The 15,702-nt window shown below is 58.2% G+C and carries 18 protein-coding genes; 7 read left to right on the plus strand and 11 right to left on the minus strand.

The features are described from left to right. The first annotated feature begins 147 nt into the window (after positions 1 to 147). The 6 genes from yidC to BOA8489_RS17445 are packed head-to-tail and all read left to right on the plus strand — an operon-like array spanning position 148 to position 5,481. Positions 148 to 2,040: a membrane protein insertase YidC gene (yidC, locus tag BOA8489_RS17420; RefSeq protein ID WP_093975588.1), complete on the plus strand. Its 1,893-nt coding sequence runs from the start codon at positions 148 to 150 to the stop codon at positions 2,038 to 2,040. After that, positions 2,037 to 2,783: an MOSC domain-containing protein gene (locus BOA8489_RS17425; protein ID WP_093975589.1), complete on the plus strand. Its 747-nt coding sequence runs from the start codon at positions 2,037 to 2,039 to the stop codon at positions 2,781 to 2,783. The genes yidC and BOA8489_RS17425 overlap by 4 nt, the downstream gene beginning before the upstream one ends. Continuing rightward, the gene (yihA, locus tag BOA8489_RS17430) at positions 2,783 to 3,430 is read left to right on the plus strand and encodes a ribosome biogenesis GTP-binding protein YihA/YsxC (protein ID WP_093975590.1); all 648 of its coding nucleotides are present in this window, start codon (positions 2,783 to 2,785) and stop codon (positions 3,428 to 3,430) included. Before BOA8489_RS17425 ends, yihA begins: the two co-directional genes overlap by 1 nt. Positions 3,431 to 3,473: 43 nt before the next feature. Next, positions 3,474 to 4,340 (plus strand): acetylglutamate kinase, encoded by an 867-nt coding sequence (argB, locus tag BOA8489_RS17435; protein WP_093975591.1) that lies wholly within the window; start codon positions 3,474 to 3,476, stop codon positions 4,338 to 4,340. Then, entirely contained in the window at positions 4,337 to 4,978 is a 642-nt protein-coding gene (locus BOA8489_RS17440) for a ferredoxin (protein WP_245813951.1), read from the plus strand. Before argB ends, BOA8489_RS17440 begins: the two co-directional genes overlap by 4 nt. Continuing rightward, positions 4,975 to 5,481, plus strand: a complete 507-nt coding sequence (locus tag BOA8489_RS17445) for a SixA phosphatase family protein (RefSeq protein WP_093975592.1) — start codon at positions 4,975 to 4,977, stop codon at positions 5,479 to 5,481. Before BOA8489_RS17440 ends, BOA8489_RS17445 begins: the two co-directional genes overlap by 4 nt. 84 nt (positions 5,482 to 5,565) lie before the next feature. Here the strand turns inward: BOA8489_RS17445 and BOA8489_RS17450 are convergent, their stop codons facing one another. The 11 genes from BOA8489_RS17450 to BOA8489_RS17495 form a co-directional block, all read right to left on the minus strand. Further along, entirely contained in the window at positions 5,566 to 6,333 is a 768-nt protein-coding gene (locus tag BOA8489_RS17450) for an amino acid ABC transporter ATP-binding protein (protein WP_093975593.1), read from the minus strand. A gap of 11 nt (positions 6,334 to 6,344) precedes the next feature. Beyond that, positions 6,345 to 7,892, minus strand: a complete 1,548-nt coding sequence (locus BOA8489_RS20860) for an amino acid ABC transporter permease (protein WP_245813953.1) — start codon at positions 7,890 to 7,892, stop codon at positions 6,345 to 6,347. Between the two features lies 1 nt (position 7,893). Then, complete coding sequence (locus BOA8489_RS17460) at positions 7,894 to 9,123, minus strand: amino acid ABC transporter permease (RefSeq protein ID WP_093975594.1); 1,230 nt, start codon at positions 9,121 to 9,123, stop codon at positions 7,894 to 7,896. A gap of 130 nt (positions 9,124 to 9,253) precedes the next feature. Next, positions 9,254 to 10,270: an amino acid ABC transporter substrate-binding protein gene (locus BOA8489_RS17465; RefSeq protein ID WP_093975595.1), complete on the minus strand. Its 1,017-nt coding sequence runs from the start codon at positions 10,268 to 10,270 to the stop codon at positions 9,254 to 9,256. A gap of 214 nt (positions 10,271 to 10,484) precedes the next feature. Then, on the minus strand, positions 10,485 to 11,189 hold the full coding sequence (locus tag BOA8489_RS17470) for an ATP12 family chaperone protein (RefSeq protein ID WP_093975596.1): 705 nt from the start codon (positions 11,187 to 11,189) through the stop codon (positions 10,485 to 10,487). Then, positions 11,186 to 12,229, minus strand: coding sequence for an RluA family pseudouridine synthase (locus tag BOA8489_RS17475; protein WP_093975597.1), 1,044 nt, complete (start codon positions 12,227 to 12,229; stop codon positions 11,186 to 11,188). Before BOA8489_RS17475 ends, BOA8489_RS17470 begins: the two co-directional genes overlap by 4 nt. Then, a complete protein-coding gene (crcB, locus tag BOA8489_RS17480) occupies positions 12,226 to 12,603 on the minus strand; it encodes a fluoride efflux transporter CrcB (protein WP_093975639.1) in 378 nt (125 codons plus the stop codon). The genes BOA8489_RS17475 and crcB overlap by 4 nt, the downstream gene beginning before the upstream one ends. A 32-nt stretch (positions 12,604 to 12,635) precedes the next feature. After that, the gene (locus BOA8489_RS17485; protein ID WP_093975598.1) at positions 12,636 to 13,949 is read right to left on the minus strand and encodes a replication-associated recombination protein A; all 1,314 of its coding nucleotides are present in this window, start codon (positions 13,947 to 13,949) and stop codon (positions 12,636 to 12,638) included. Positions 13,950 to 13,997: 48 nt separating this feature from the next. Continuing rightward, on the minus strand, positions 13,998 to 14,243 hold the full coding sequence (locus tag BOA8489_RS21010) for a hypothetical protein (protein WP_306345770.1): 246 nt from the start codon (positions 14,241 to 14,243) through the stop codon (positions 13,998 to 14,000). 12 nt (positions 14,244 to 14,255) lie between these two features. After that, positions 14,256 to 14,588 (minus strand): acyl-homoserine-lactone synthase, encoded by a 333-nt coding sequence (locus BOA8489_RS21015; protein ID WP_306345771.1) that lies wholly within the window; start codon positions 14,586 to 14,588, stop codon positions 14,256 to 14,258. A 55-nt stretch (positions 14,589 to 14,643) separates the two neighbouring features. Continuing rightward, a complete protein-coding gene (locus BOA8489_RS17495) occupies positions 14,644 to 15,309 on the minus strand; it encodes an autoinducer binding domain-containing protein (protein ID WP_093975599.1) in 666 nt (221 codons plus the stop codon). Positions 15,310 to 15,486: 177 nt separating this feature from the next. On the opposite strand from BOA8489_RS17495, the gene BOA8489_RS20545 reads away from it, so the two are divergent. After that, positions 15,487 to 15,663, plus strand: a complete 177-nt coding sequence (locus BOA8489_RS20545) for a hypothetical protein (RefSeq protein ID WP_176440356.1) — start codon at positions 15,487 to 15,489, stop codon at positions 15,661 to 15,663. Positions 15,664 to 15,702: the final 39 nt, after the last annotated feature.

The following is a 15,702-nucleotide window of genomic DNA, read 5'->3' on the forward strand; positions in this document are numbered from 1 at the left end:
GGTCCCGCACCCCAGGACATTCTCAAAACCGCCCCCGACTTAAAAAGAACCAAATCGTGAGACGGTAACTTGTCCGAAAGCGCTTGACCTTTTGGCCGTCGGACGGTTGAACCACCTGCAATCCGACAAACCTCCAGGTGGCACGCGATGGACGACCAGAACAGAAACCTTCTGCTGGCAATGGTGTTGAGTACAGCCGTACTCTTCGTTTGGTTTATTCTGTTTCCACCCCCGGAACCGGTCGAGCCAACAGCCGTCACGCAGGACGGCGTCGTCGCTCTGCCCGACGCGGAAGCGGCCAACGGCGCGCCGCTGACTGCCGATGGCACTCAGGTGTCACCGCAAACCCCCGAAACCACGACCGCAACCGCACCACGTCTGAACATCGAAACCAGCCGTCTCAGCGGCTCTATTTCGCTTGCAGGCGGTCGCATCGACACCCTCTTCCTCAACGACTACGAAGAAGAGCTCGACACGGCGGACAAGGTCGAACTTCTGGCGCCTATCGGCTCCGAACAACCTTACTATACAGTGTTTGGATGGGCCCCGGGTGGCGGATTGGACGCCGCAGACGTGCCCGGACCCGACACGATCTGGTCCTCGGAAAGCGGTACAACACTGACGCCTGAAACCCCGATCGTCCTGCGCTGGAACAGCCCCGCCGGCCTGATTTTCCGCCGCACGGTCTCAATTGACGACGATTACATGTTCTCGGTGACCCAAACGGTCGAGAACCCAACATCGGCTTCCGTCCGCGTTGCCCCCTACGGTATCGTCGCCCGTCACGGCGAACCCCAAGACCTCATGGGTTTCTTCATTCTCCATGAAGGCGCCATCCAGATGGTCGACGGCGTGCTGAGTGAGATCGACTACGACGATATCCCCGGCGAGACATCTGAAGCGCAGATCACCGAAAGCGGCTACGTTGGCTTCACGGATCACTACTGGATGACTGCGCTGGTCCCGGCAGCGAACGCACCGCACACCTCGCGCGTGCAGTATGTCCCGGGCTCGGACGTTTACCAAGCATTGACCGTCTACCCGACAATCGACGTACCGGCCGGAAGCAGCCGCGAAACCACGACACGCGTCTTCGCCGGAGCCAAGGAATGGGACACAATCCGCGATTACGAAGCGGGTCGCGACGTCATCGGCCTTGGGGCATCCATCTCATATTTCTTCGGTTTCTCCGAGCAAAACGGCATCGACGGTTTCGTCGAGTCGATCGACTGGGGCCTCTTTCAGTTCCTGACGAAACCCATTTTCTTCGTCCTTCACGAACTCAATCTTCTGATTGGGAACATGGGCCTCGCAATCATCGCGCTGACTCTGCTGATCAAGGCGCTGCTCTTCCCGCTTGCGCGCAAATCCTACATTTCGATGGCGAAAATGAAGGAACTTCAGCCCGAAATGGAGAAAATAAAAGAGCGCGCGGGCGACGATCGTCAGAAACTCCAAACCGAGATGATGGGTCTCTACAAGAAGGAAAAGGTGAACCCGGCATCGGGATGTTTGCCGATCCTTCTGCAAATCCCGATCTTCTTCTCGCTCTACAAGGTGATCTTCGTCACCATCGAACTGCGTCACGCCCCGTTCTTTGGCCCCTTCCAGGACCTCAGCGCCCCTGACCCAACGTCGATCTTCAACGCCTTCGGCCTGTTGCCCTATGCTGCGCCCGAACCCGGTAGTATCCTGGCGCTGATCTTCATCGGCATCCTGCCACTTCTGCTTGGCATATCGATGTTCCTTCAGCAAAAACTGAACCCTGCGCCAACGGATGCGACGCAAGCGATGATCTTCGCCTGGATGCCGTGGGTCTTCATGTTCATGCTGGGCGGCTTCGCAAGCGGACTTGTCGTCTACTGGATCGCCAACAACACGATCACTTTCGTCCAGCAATACACGATCATGCGCAGCCATGGATACAAACCAGACATCTGGGGCAATATACGTTCAGGCGCCAAAGCCACTGAAAAACCAGCGGCAGACAACAAGGACAGCGCGCCGTCCAAGAAGCCGGACCCCAAGTCCAAGAAATGACGCCTGCCGTTAGCCTCATCCTGCGGCACCCGCTGAAATCAGTAGGCCGGGAAGAACTGAACGCCGTTGTACTCACGGCTGGCAAATGCCTGCCCTTTGATCGGACGTGGGCGGTTGCGCACGAACGCTCGAAACTCGACGGCGGCTGGGGCAAGAAGGTGAACTTCCTGCGAGGCGTCGCCGCCCCCTCCTTGATGGCCGCAAAGGCAAGCTTCGACGAGCAAACCAAAACGCTTACACTTTCGCATCCGGCGCTTGAGACGATCACCTGTGATCCAAACACCCCCGAAGGCGAAGCCAAGCTGATAGACTGGCTCCGCGATCTTTGGCCCATCGACCTGCCCTCGCCGACCAAGCTCTACCGTGTGCAGGGCGTGCCCTTGACGGACGTGCCCTATCCATGGGTTTCGATCAATTCGACGTCCTCGCTCAAGGCGCTGGGACATCGCACCGGGTCTGACCTTTCGCCGCATCGGTTTCGTGGCAACATCTGGATTGATGGCCTGGCACCCTGGGACGAGACAACCTGGATCGGCAAACGCCTGCGTGTTGGCGACGCCGTTCTTGAGGTAAAAGAACAGATCACCCGCTGCAAAGCGACGATGGCCAACCCCGAGACCGGACAACGCGATGTCGATGTGCTTGGAACCCTCGACGATCTGGGGCATCAGGAGTTTGGTGTCTACGCCGAGGTCATTGAAAGCGGGCATGTCGCCAAGACTGCAACCGTCGAGGTTCTGTAATGCTATTGCCGTTTCCCCTTGCTGAATTCGAACCAACCGAGTTGGAACTGGGACGCAAGCTTTTTGCCGGCGAAACCGATTTCCTCAAGGGCGTCGTCGCAATGGATGGCCTGCCCCCGGCCGACCGCCTCGAGGTTTGCTTTGCCGGACGCTCAAACGTCGGTAAATCCAGTCTGATCAATGCCCTGACAGGCCGTAAAGGCCTCGCGCGGGCGTCAAACACCCCGGGCCGCACGCAAGAGATCAACTTTTTCACGCTTGGTGACGAAAGATATCTCGTCGACCTGCCCGGCTATGGCTTTGCGAACGCACCCGTCAAAGTCGTCGAGAAATGGCAGCGACTCTTGAAATCATATCTCGCCGGTCGCCAGAACCTGCGCCGCGCCTTTGTCTTGATCGACGCGCGCCACGGAATCAAAGCCGTGGATGAAGAGATTCTCTCACTTCTCGATACCACGGCCGTAACCTTTCAGGCCGTCCTGACCAAAGCCGACAAGGTGAAAGCCGTAGACCGCGAACGCGTTCTGACCCAGGTGCGAGAGGCACTGTCAAAGCATCCCGCTGCGTTCCCCGAAATCGTTCTCACGTCGTCCGAAAAAGGCGACGGTATAGACACGCTCCGCACGATCATTGCAACGCTGGCTTGAGCCTGCCTGAACAAAGTCCTAACCAAGGGTCAAGAGGACAGCCATGAGACACCGTGATATGAACCGCGACTGGATCGCCACCGCCAGCACCCTAAGCCAGGCTCTGCCATACCTGCAGCGCTACGAAGGCGCGACCGTCGTCATCAAATTCGGCGGCCACGCCATGATCGACGACGCCGCGATGGACGGCTTCGCACGCGATATCGTCCTGATGCGTCAGGTCGGCGTGAACCCGGTCGTTGTGCATGGTGGCGGGCCGATGATCAACGACATGCTGAAGCGGCTGGATATCAAATCCGAGTTTGTAAATGGCAAGCGCGTGACCGACGCCGCAACGGTTGAAGTCGTCGAGGCGGTGCTCTCGGGGCTTGTAAACAAACGGATCGTGCAGGCGATCAACCGCCAGGGCGGCCGTGCGGTCGGACTGTCGGGCAAGGATTCAAACCTCATGACCTGCGATCAAACCAATGCATCGCTCGGCTTTGTCGGAACACCAACAGACATTGACCCCGCGATCCTGCGCACCTTGACCCAAGCTGAAAACATTCCCGTCATCGCGCCAATCGGGGCGGGTCGCAACGGCGAAACCTTCAACGTCAACGGTGACACCGCCGCCGGCGCAATTGCCGCCAGCCTTGCCGCTGATCGTCTGCTTTTGCTGACCGACGTCGAAGGCGTGAAGGACAAGGCAGGCAATGTGCTCACCGAGATCACACCCACCCAAATCCGCGAACTGACCAAAGACGGGACCATTGCTGGTGGCATGATCCCCAAAACCGAGACGGCTTTGGCGGCCATCGAAGGCGGCGTTCGCGCTGTCGTTATACTGGATGGTCGCGCACCCAATGCCTGCCTGCTGGAACTTTTTACCGACCATGGCGCAGGCAGCTTGATCCGCACACCGCGATGACGCTGGGGGAAATCGCCGGTCGTGTCCTACGGGACCATCTGGAGGTTTTCGGTGCATTCCACACGACACAGGCCGATGGTCTGGACGGTAGGACCGTTGTGCTTCTCGGACCGCATGAGCCCGGCTTCTGGCCCCATTTCACAGCCTCCCCCGAAGCCCTCGACGGCAAAAGTGACCCGCTCGATCGATGGTCTCAGCGGGTGATTACCAAAGCGGCACAAGACCTGAACGCCGAGGCCTTGTTTCCGTTCGGCACCCCACGCCGTCCCTTCATGTCCTGGGCGCTCAGAACTGGCCGCGCATGGTCCTCGCCGGTGCACCTCCTCGTGCATGACGTTGCGGGCCTCTGGGTCTCCTACCGCGGCGCACTCCTGCTCCCCGACAGACTGGCGCTGCCGCTGCCTTCGGCCAACCCCTGCGAGCGTTGCGATGAACGCCCATGCCTCTCTGCATGCCCGGCAAGCGCGCTCTCGGCCGACGGCTACGATCTCGACGCCTGCCACGCCTTTCTTGACACGCGCTCCGGCCGACAGTGCATGGAAACCGGCTGCGCTGTCCGTAAAGCTTGCCCTCAAAGCCAAAAGTATCACAGGATGGACGCACAAAGCGCTTTTCACATGGACCAGTTCCACTCATGACGCTGACCCTGATCCTGACAAGACACGCCAAGTCCAGCTGGGGCGACCCGACGCTTGACGACTTCGACCGCACCCTGAACGACCGCGGTCGCCGGTCCTCCGATGCCATCGGCGCGTGGCTTGCGAAAAACGGACACCTACCCGATCTCGTCCTGGTTTCCGGCGCGCGCCGAACGGTCGAAACCTGGAGCCGCATGGCGCACCACTTCCCCAAAACCTCCAGGATGGCCAGCAATCCGGCCCTCTACCTTGCCAGCGCCCAAACGATCCTTGGCGTCTTGCGCACACAAACCGCACCCAGCCTCATGGTCATCTGCCATAATCCTGGTATCGCCGATTTCGCACAACGGATCACCAGCGCGCCGCACCCACACCCGCGCTTCACCGACTACCCGACCGGTGCGACCGCGATCGTCACATTCGACGCCCCTGACTGGTCTAAAGTCGACTGGGCGACAGGCCAGGTCGACGACTTCATCGTCCCCCGAGATCTGATCCCCTGAACAAAAAAGGCCGGACAATTGCCCGGCCTTTCTTTTTGGCAAAAATATCCAAAAACCCGCTACGCCACGCGCGCAGCGCAGGTCTTAGTGCCCCAAGATCTGACTCAGGAACAACTTCGTGCGATCCGACTGAGGATTATTGAAGAAGGCCTCCGGCTCGTTCTGCTCGACAATCTGACCGGCGTCCATAAAGATCACCCGGTTCGCCACTTGACGGGCAAAGCCCATCTCGTGCGTGACGCAAAGCATCGTCATGCCCTCTTCGGCAAGCTCGATCATCGTATCAAGAACTTCCTTGATCATCTCGGGGTCCAGCGCCGATGTCGGCTCGTCAAACAGCATGATCCGCGGACGCATGCACAAGGACCGCGCAATCGCGACACGCTGTTGCTGACCACCCGAAAGCTGTCCGGGATACTTGCTCGCCTGATCCGGGATCTTCACCTTTTCAAGGAAATGCATCGCCGTCTCTTCGGCTTCCTTCTTCGGGGTCTTGCGCACCCAGATCGGTGCCAGGGTGCAATTTTCGAGGATCGTCAGATGCGGGAAAAGGTTGAAGTGCTGAAAGCACATCCCAACCTCGGACCGGATCTTGTCGATGTTCTTCAAGTCAGACGACAATAACGTGCCATCCACCTCGATCGACCCCGCCTGATGCTCCTCCAGCGCGTTGATGCACCGGATCAGCGTGGATTTACCTGACCCCGAAGGACCACAGATAACAATCCGCTCGCCCCTCTGGACCGTCAGATCGATGTCGCGCAGCACGTGAAAGGTACCGTACCACTTGTTCATGTTCTGGATGGTGATTGCCACTTCATCCGACACTTGCATTTGTGCAGCTTCAGCCATGATTGCGTTCCTTAGTGGTGATCTGTTTGCAATTGGCGTTCAAGCCACTGCGAGTATTGCGAGATTGAGTAGCAGACGATGAAGAAACAGGTCGCTGCAAAGAGATAGGGCTCCCAGTAGATACTGATCCAGTCGGTCGATTGCTGGATCGGACCACGGATCATGCCGACGATGTCGAACATCGAAATGACCGAGACCAGCGTCGTATCCTTGAACAGACCCACCGCGACGTTCACGATGCCAGGGATCGAGATCTTCAGAGCCTGCGGCAGAATGATCAACCGCGTCGCCTGTGCATAGTTCAGACCCAGCGAGTCCGCCGCCTCGTATTGCCCTTTCGGCAAAGCGGCCAGACCACCCCGGATAACCTCGGCGATATAGGCCGCCGAGAACATGGTGATCATGATGACAACCCGCAAGAACAGGTCCAGACCACTTCCCGGAGGGAAGAAGTACGCCAGCATCACGTTCGCGACGAACAACAATGTGATCAGTGGAACACCCCGAACAAACTCGATGAACACGATACAAACGCCCTTGATCAGCGGCATACTGGACTGCCGCCCAAGGGCCAGAACGATACCAAGCGGGATGGACAAGGAGACGCAAACCGCACCCAGCATCATACAAAGCATGAACCCGCCCATCTGACGGGATTCCACAGCCGCAAGCTCAATCGGGATAATACCGTTCAGCACTCCCGAAACCGGCCCGACCGCGTAAAGCATCATAAGCGCGATTGCCAGAAGCGACGTCACCAACGTGACAAGCCCCCCATCGCTTGCACTCTGATAGATTGCATAGCCGACGAAGATGCCCATCGGGATGAAAAACACGTAAGTGAAGATCGAGAATGCCTTGAAGACCAAACTCATCAGGCCCGCAAAAGCGCCCCCTGTCCCGATTGAGGTCGAGATGAACCAAAGCTCTTTCGCGCCAAGGTACAGCAGGTATGCCAGACCGACGCCGGCAACCAACCCGACAATCCCGGCCACTATGGTCCGCGTGCTCACGGTCATGCTCTCAACGAGTCGGAACACGACCCCTGTCAGAATGATCGCCGCAAGAACGGCAATCGGCAGCCACAGCGTACCGCCCCAAAGAAGCCAGTAGGCCAGGAACGGGTAAAGCGCCGTGCCGATCAGGAACTTGCTTGGAACGTACATGTAAAAGAGAGCGGGAACCGCCGCCAGGATCAGCAGCACGAAGGCCAGTGTCGGACGCCAATAGGCGTCTTGTGGGTAGTTGAATCCGAACAGCAAGTGGTCCCAACGATCCACAAGAACCGCAAAACAGGCCCCGGTTGCCCCCTCAAGAATATCACGGCACTCCCGGATCGAGCCTGCGTCCCAAACGCCATTGAAGAACCAGGGAAACACCCCAATCACTATCCGCAAGATGATATAGAGCGCCACCAGCGTCATGATGGTATTGAACCAGCCCGAGAACAGGTTCTCGCGAACCCATTTGACCGCCCCCGCCTCGCGGATCGGCGGTGGAGAAGGCGGTATCTCGGTCTCGCGGACGAAGGCGACGGTTTGTGCTTGTGTATCGCTCATATCAACGCTCCTGAAGCTTCATGCGGTTGTTGAAGACGTTCATGAAGAACGAAATCAGCAGCGACACGGTCAGATAAAAAGCCATGAGCAACAGGATCGTCTCGATTGCCCGACCCGTTTGCAGCAAGGTGATGCCACCCAGCGTGCCCGTCACATCCATATAGCCGACGGCAATTGCCAGCGACGAGTTCTTGGTGATGTTGAGATACTGCGAAATCAGCGGCGGGATAATTACTCGCAACGCCTGCGGCAAGACAACAAGGCTCATGATCCGGTTCGGACGTAATCCCAAAGCAGCGGCCGCTTCGGTCTGCCCCTTCGAGATCGCCTGAATACCGGCGCGCACGTTTTCAGCAATGAAAGCCCCGGTGTAAATCGCCAAGGCAAACCACAGGGCAATCAACGAGCCGAGAATGGTGATGCCACCCCGGAAGTTGAAACCCTGCAGACTCGGGTACGACAGCGTGATCGGATTCCCGAGAACAAACTGAGTCAGAATTGCCGGAATGAAGAACAAGCCAATGGATGGCCAGAACACCGGAACCATTCTGCCGTGATCGAACAACTGCTTGCGTGCATAGTTGCGGAACGCAAAAATTCCGATGACCGACAGAGCAAAAACCGCCAGAACGATCATCGACCCATCACCCATCACCGGTTTCGGCAGGTAAACGCCCCGGTTGGTAACTGCGATACTGTCAAACAACCACATCGAAGCTACTGCATCGTCGCCCCGGAAATCTCGCGGCGAAGGTGCCACGTTGATCATCACCGAGAAGATGATCAGGATCCAGATCAGCACCGGCACGTTTCGGAAGATCTCTACGTAAAAAGACATCAACTTGCTGACGATCCAGTTGTTCGAAAGCCGCAGAACGCCGGCGATCACGCCGAATATGGTGGCCGTGACACAGGCCAGAAACGCAACAATCAGCGTATTCAGCAGGCCGACGACAGCGGCGCGTCCATGCGAGGACTGGCTGTCATACTCAATCGGTCGCTGGTTGATGTCATAGCCCGATGGCTCACCGAGGAAGGCATAGGAAATATTCAGTCCCGCTTCCGTCAGGTTTCGCACCAGGTTGCCGCCGACGAACGCCATGAAAGCGATGATCGCGACAAGCGCAATGAATTGAAATGTTAAGGATCGATACCGCGTGTCGTTCAAAAGCATTGAAAGCTTGAATGACTCGTTGGATGCCGTGACCGGCTGGTCGGCAAGTGTCGTCATGAGTGACTTTCCCCGTCGCAGTGGCGCTTATGTTCGCACTCTTTTCGGTGCATGCGCGGTCCCAGGTCTGGCCCTCCAAGAAAGCCAGAAAGCGAAAGGGCGCGGAGTGATCCGCGCCCTTTCTCAGTTCTTAGCGGAAAGGTGGCGAGTAGAGAAGGCCACCATCAGTCCACTGAGCGTTCAGGCCACGGGCCAGACCGATCGGCGTGGACTCACCGATGTTCTTTTCGAAGATTTCGCCATAGTTGCCGGCAACGCCAATCGCACGCTCGGCCCAGTCAGCGTCGAGACCCAGCATACCGCCAAGGTCACCTTCTGTGCCCAGAAGACGGTTGATCTCTGGGTTGTCGGAACCGGCAGCAAGCTCGTTCAGGTTCGCCGATGTCACACCCAGCTCTTCAGCTGTGATCAGTGCGTTCAGCGTCCAGCGAACGATGTCAGCCCATTCGTTATCGCCGTGGCGAACAAGTGGACCGAGCGGCTCTTTCGAGATGATCTCCGGCATGATGACATGCGCTGCGGGATCTTCGAAGTTTGCACGCTGGGCAGCCAGAGCAGACGCGTCCGTTGTATAGACGTCGCAGGCACCGGCGTTGTACTGCTGAACAGCTTCCGCACCGGTTTCGATCGGAACCGGCTCGTAGGAAATGCCGTTGGCACGGAAGAAGTCCGCGAGGTTCAGCTCGGTTGTCGTACCGGTCTGAATGCAGACAGTCGCACCGTCGAGTTCCTTCGCCGATGTCACGCCCAGGTCCTTCGGAGCCATGAAGCCTTGACCGTCGTAGTAGTTGACGCCGGTGAATTCGAACTTCAGGTCAACGTCACGGCTGAACGTCCAGGTCGTGTTCCGTGCCAGCATGTCGATTTCGCCCGAAGCAAGCGCCGTAAAGCGCGTCTTGCCGGTTGTCGGAACGAACTCGACGGCATTTGGATCGGAAAGTACGGCGGCTGCAACGGCACGGCAAACAGCCACGTCAAAGCCCTGCCAAACGCCGTTGGCGTCTGGCTCGGCAAATCCGGGAACGCCGGTGGTCACGCCACAGTTAAGCGTGCCGCGCGCTTTGACTTCGTCAAGCGTCGCTGCCCCGGCGACACCGGCAGTTAGTGCGGTGCATGCAAGTGCGCCGAGAAAAAGAGTATTCTTCATATATACCTCTCCCATGGTATCCGCTCTATAGCGGTCAACTGAACCTTCATGGTTCTGGATTTAAGTTAGATCGCGTGAGCTACGATCAGGTGGGATTTACTCTGAAGGCACTCCACACGCAAGGTCAAGGCCTGTTGCCGCATTTCTAAGCTTCACGAAGAATTAAGCAAGAATGTTAGAAAACATACGCTTACGCGCAGACAAAGCACATATTTCAGGCAGAAGTGAAGAAATGTGTCGCGTGCATAAAGGCTTCGCGCTTGGTCTCAGCCTGCGCGTCGGCTTCTTCGTCGCGCCCCCACTGCTCGATCTGCCAGTCCTCATCTATGCGTGAAAGCTGCCAAGCAGCCTTTGGTTCAACGGCTTTCAGCGTGACGGACACCGCAATAAGATAAGAACCGGACAGGGTGACGATGTCATGGAAGCCCGTGATCGCAAAATCGCTCATTTCCGACATGACGTTGCGTAAGATATCCAGAGATTCCGGCGCTTGTGGCACCGGCATCACGCCAGAGGCGGTCAAAAAGCGCACACCAAACGTTTTTTCGATGTTATCGAGAATCGGATCCCAGCCCTGTGCCTGTCGCTCGACCAGCCCTTGCGGCGACTCGGCCCGGTAACATACCAAATCCGTTCCCGCGTATCCGATCAGATGGTCTTCAACCTCGCGGCGCTGAACCGATAGCTTGTCAATCGCCGAGTTCGCCGACCGCGTCCAGGGCATTGTCCGGGGATCCACCTTCTCGGTCTGCGCCTCCCACTCGTTGGCGATGTGTCTGGCCATCGCCTCGGTCGGCACTGCCAGCAGCGCCTTTCCGGGCGTGCGTACGTTCCGCCCGTCCAGCGTCACTGCAAAACCGCCATCCACGGTTTTAATTTCAACGCTTTTCCAAAAGCGTTTCGGCGCCCAGTCGCTCACAGTTCGTCCTCGTCAAATGGGTCGACGGGAACATCCTCCGCGCGCCAGTCCAGCATTTCCCAGGTCCGCGCGAAATGCTCGGGCAAAGGCGCTGTCAACGTCAGGCGGCTCCCTGTGATCGGATGATCGAAGATCAGCGTCCGGGCATGCAGATGCAGTTTCTTGCTGATCTCTCCGCCCAATTGAGCGCCCCAGCCATCGCCAAGATTTTCTTGCGCCGACCCACCATACTTCCCGTCTCCGATGATCGGATGACCCAGTTCAGCCATATGGGCGCGGAGCTGATGCGTCCGCCCGGTGATCGGCACCAAAGCCACCCAGCTCACCCGCTTCCCAAGCGACGACAACACCGCGTAATCCGTCGTTGCGCGTTTGGCGCCCGGCGTCGCATCGATCTCACGGGGATGGATGCAATGCATCTTCTCGCCCTCGCCCCCATCGCCACGCCCGCCAGCCTTCACCAACCCGTAACGCACCGTTCCCATCAAAGGATGCGGCGTGCCGGCAACGGCTGCCCAGTAAATCTTGCGCGTGTCGTGCGACCGGAACGACTCCGAAAGTGCAGCCGACGCGGTGCGGGTGCGCGCCAAAAGCAATATCCCCGAAGTATCCTTGTCCAGTCGATGAACAAGCCGCGGCTTTTCATCCATCCCAAACCTAAGCGCATCGCCCAGACCATCCACATGTCGCGTTTGCTTGCTGCCACCTTGCGTCGCAAGCCCCGGCGGTTTGTTCAGAGCAATCAAATGGTCGTCCCGCCAGATCACGCAGGACTGGATCATCTCGGCATCGGCATCCGACACCTTCGAGCGCACGATCTTCGGGGCCGCCGTATCAGGAAGCGGCGGAACACGGACGGTCTGCCCGGCCTCAAGCCGCGTCGAGGCTTTCACGCGACCGCCATCCACCCGAATTTCACCCTTGCGACACAACTTTTCGATCTTGCCCTGCTGTACATGCGGAAACTGCCGGCGAAACCACCGATCAAGCCGCTGATCCGCGTCGTCTTCGGCAACCGTCAATGTCTGTACCGCACTCATGTCATCAATCCCCGCGCGACCCAAAGTCCCGCCACCAATCCGCCAATAGACAAAACGACCGACAAGCAAACATAAAGCGCTGCTTGCCCGACCTCACCACGCTCATACAAGGTCACGGCTTCAAGCGAGAAGGCCGAAAAGGTCGTGAACCCTCCAAGAAAGCCCGTCATGACCAATGGCGACATCCACGTCAGCCCACGGTACGCGGCCACCACCACGAACACACCCATCAGGAACGACCCGACGACGTTCACCGTCAAGATCGCCACCGGAAAGCCGTGGCCAACGGCCCGGACAATCGCAAGCCCCACGCCATAGCGTGCCATAGCGCCCAAAGCGCCTCCAAGGCCTACCGATAAGAAATGTCCCAACATGGCGCGTGCTGTCGCCTTTGGGCGGCCCATTGTCAACTCTCGCCGCGCTTGGCCCTCAGTTTCACAAAGAAATCCAGCCGCTTTTTCAGCTCGCGCTCAAAGCCCCGTTCCGCCGGATGATAAAAAACACCCCGCTTCATCCCATCCGGGAAATAGTTCTGCCCCGAAAAGCCGTCCTCGGCATCATGGTCATAAGCATAGCCCGCGCCATAGCCCTGTTCCTTCATCATCGACGTCGGCGCGTTCAGGATATGCTTCGGCGGAGGCTCGGACCCGGTCTTCTTCGCCGACGCCCGCGCCGCCTTGTATGCCACATATACCGAGTTCGATTTCGGAGCCAGCGCCAGATACGTCACCGCCTGCGCCAATGCCAACTCCCCCTCGGGCGACCCCAGCCGTTCATACGTTTCCCAGGCGGACACGCAATGCGCCTGCGCCTGCGGGTCGGCCAAACCGATATCCTCCACCGCCATCCGCGTGATCCGCCGGGCCAGAAACCGCGGATCCTCGCCGCCTTCCAGCATCCGCGCGAACCAATAAAGCGCAGCATCCGGGTCCGATCCCCGCACCGACTTATGCAAAGCCGAAATCAAATTGTAATGCGCATCCCCCGACTTATCGTATTGCGCCGCCCGGCGCGTCAGCCGCTTCGTCAAAGCCTCGGTCGTCAACTTGCCCGTGTCCGGCCACGAGAAAACCTGCTCCATCAGATTGAGTAACGCCCGCCCGTCCCCGTCCGCCATCTCCAGCAACGCATCCCGCGCAGACCCGTCCAGTGGCAACTTGTGCTTCGCCTCCCGTTCAGCCCGCTGTGCCAACAACTCCAGAGATGCCAGAGTCAAACGCTCAAGCACCATGACCTGCGAGCGGCTCAAAACAGCCGAATTCAACTCAAACGATGGATTTTCGGTGGTCGCTCCCACCAAAAGGATCGTGCCGTCCTCCATGTACGGCAGAAACCCATCCTGCTGCGCTTTGTTGAAACGGTGGATTTCGTCCACGAACAACAAAGTCCCCTGCCCATTCGTGCGCCGTATCCGCGCCGCCTCGAACACCTTTTTCAGATCAGCGACACCAGTAAAAATCGCCGAAATCTGCACAAATGTCAGATCCGTCGCATCCGCCAGAAGCCGCGCGATCGTGGTCTTCCCTACCCCCGGCGGCCCCCAAAGAATAAGCGACGACAATTGCCCGGACGCCAGCATTGCGCCCAGCGGACCCTCGGGGCCCAGCAAGTGATCTTGCCCAATGACATCGGACAGCGCGGCGGGGCGAAGCCTGTCGGCCATCGGCCGCATCGCGCTGTCCTTTGACTTGGACGAAGGGGTATCAAACAAATCTGCCATACGCGGCCAAGGCTACGCCCCTGCCGCGCCGCCGAAAAGCCCAATCTGCTAGTGCAGCTTCGAGGCCAATGCGATGTTAATACAGACCGAACGATCCCCGTCATCCGTCTCGATCACCCGTCCCGCGGGCTGGCAATCGATCCCCGTACGACGCGCCAGACGCGGGCTGTGTTCGGGCACAATACCCACCAGCGACGTCGTTCCGAACGTCCGGGCAGACCGTACCATCTCGTCGATCAAGGCACATTGCACGCGCAACCGCAGCTTCGCGGGAACCGACTCTGAAACGAACACGCGGCTCGACTCCTAGATATGCGGGGCGACCGGCGCTTCTTCGAACAGCAAATCCTGCGGCAGGCTGGCCAGCAGCCCGTTCTGCGCATCCCGGATCAAGTAGGAATAGATGCCACAGCGCGCCGTCGTCGGTGTCAGGCGCACACCCGCCAGCACCTGACCGAACTCGTGAACCGCCACCCAACGGCTGGCCGGTGTGTCGTACTGGTCGTACTCCATGCCATCCGCCTGCGGCAGGTCCCAGTTCTTGTGTTCGATAAATGTCTTATGGCGTGCACGCAGCATGTTTGCGAACAGTTCACCGTGGTTGTGCATGTTGTCAAAAGAGAGAGTCGTAATTTGCATTGGAAGTGCCTCCAGTCAGGGTTGGTTAAAAAACCTGATAGGAAACGAGATCCACTTAGAGCAGTTGGTATTCCCGAGCCTTCTTGAGTGCCTGAGCCGTCGTACGCGCCCCCAACCGGACACGCACCGATTGAAGTCTGGCCTTGAATGCACTTTCGGAAATCCCGAGTTTTGCTGCCGCGGCAGTATGCCGATCCCCATCAGCTAGCAAACGCAACGCTTCTTTCTGTGCGCGCGTTAACTCCGTCGGGGGTGCGGCAGCAATGTGCAAATCCTGAACGATCTTCACGGTGTCGGCAATTTCTTCGTCGGTGAATTCCCGATCGTCTCTGGCAATGCCGACAATCGTGCGCGAAGTGATTGGCCCGTATGACACCACAGCCCCATATATCAGCCCGTGCTCACGGGCCTGACCAAGAATGTTGAAAGGATCCGGCAAACGGATCGCACTCCAGCGCGTAGATCCCTTGCCACCCAGCCCCCAAAAAACCAGGGGGTCACGCAAGGCATACGCATTCTCGTCATATATTTTGGTCCACGCTTCGTCATACGTTCGCATGTAGATCATCGGCGACGCAAAACGGATGTGGAGTCCTGCCGAAAATCCCTTGGGTGCCACTCGCGCAAGCGCGTCGAAACCAGCTTCAAGACCCGGACGCCGGGCGTCGCCTGAAACGGGCCCCTTGTGCAGTGTCTCGTAGGTCTCGTTGTCGCGCCACATATGAACGGCTACCTTCGTTATCTTCGCCCGCACCCCTGCGTCGGCTGACGATCAATCCTCACCTTACCCGTGTCTTAAAGCGAGGTCATGCCCGACCTGTCCAAATAGATAGGTTGTTTCGGCGCTAGTCAACTTTAAAGTGTATTTAGCAAACTCAACTCTCCGATGGATATAATCATGGCAAAAGCCGTTCTATGGAGCGACCTGATCGCTTCAGTGCCTGTCGAAACCACGCAAAGCCTTAAGCAATTCTTGTATTTCAGCGAGTTACGTACAGGGGCGCCAGACCTTGCTGAACAACGCCTGCTTGAAACTCTTTCCATCACAGTCACCAGACGACGTTACGTCAGCTAAAACGCAAAAGGGCTGCCCCTGGCAGCCCTTCGCATCAGA

The sequence above is a fragment of the Boseongicola aestuarii genome, from assembly GCF_900184815.1.
Taxonomy (GTDB): domain Bacteria; phylum Pseudomonadota; class Alphaproteobacteria; order Rhodobacterales; family Rhodobacteraceae; genus Boseongicola; species Boseongicola aestuarii.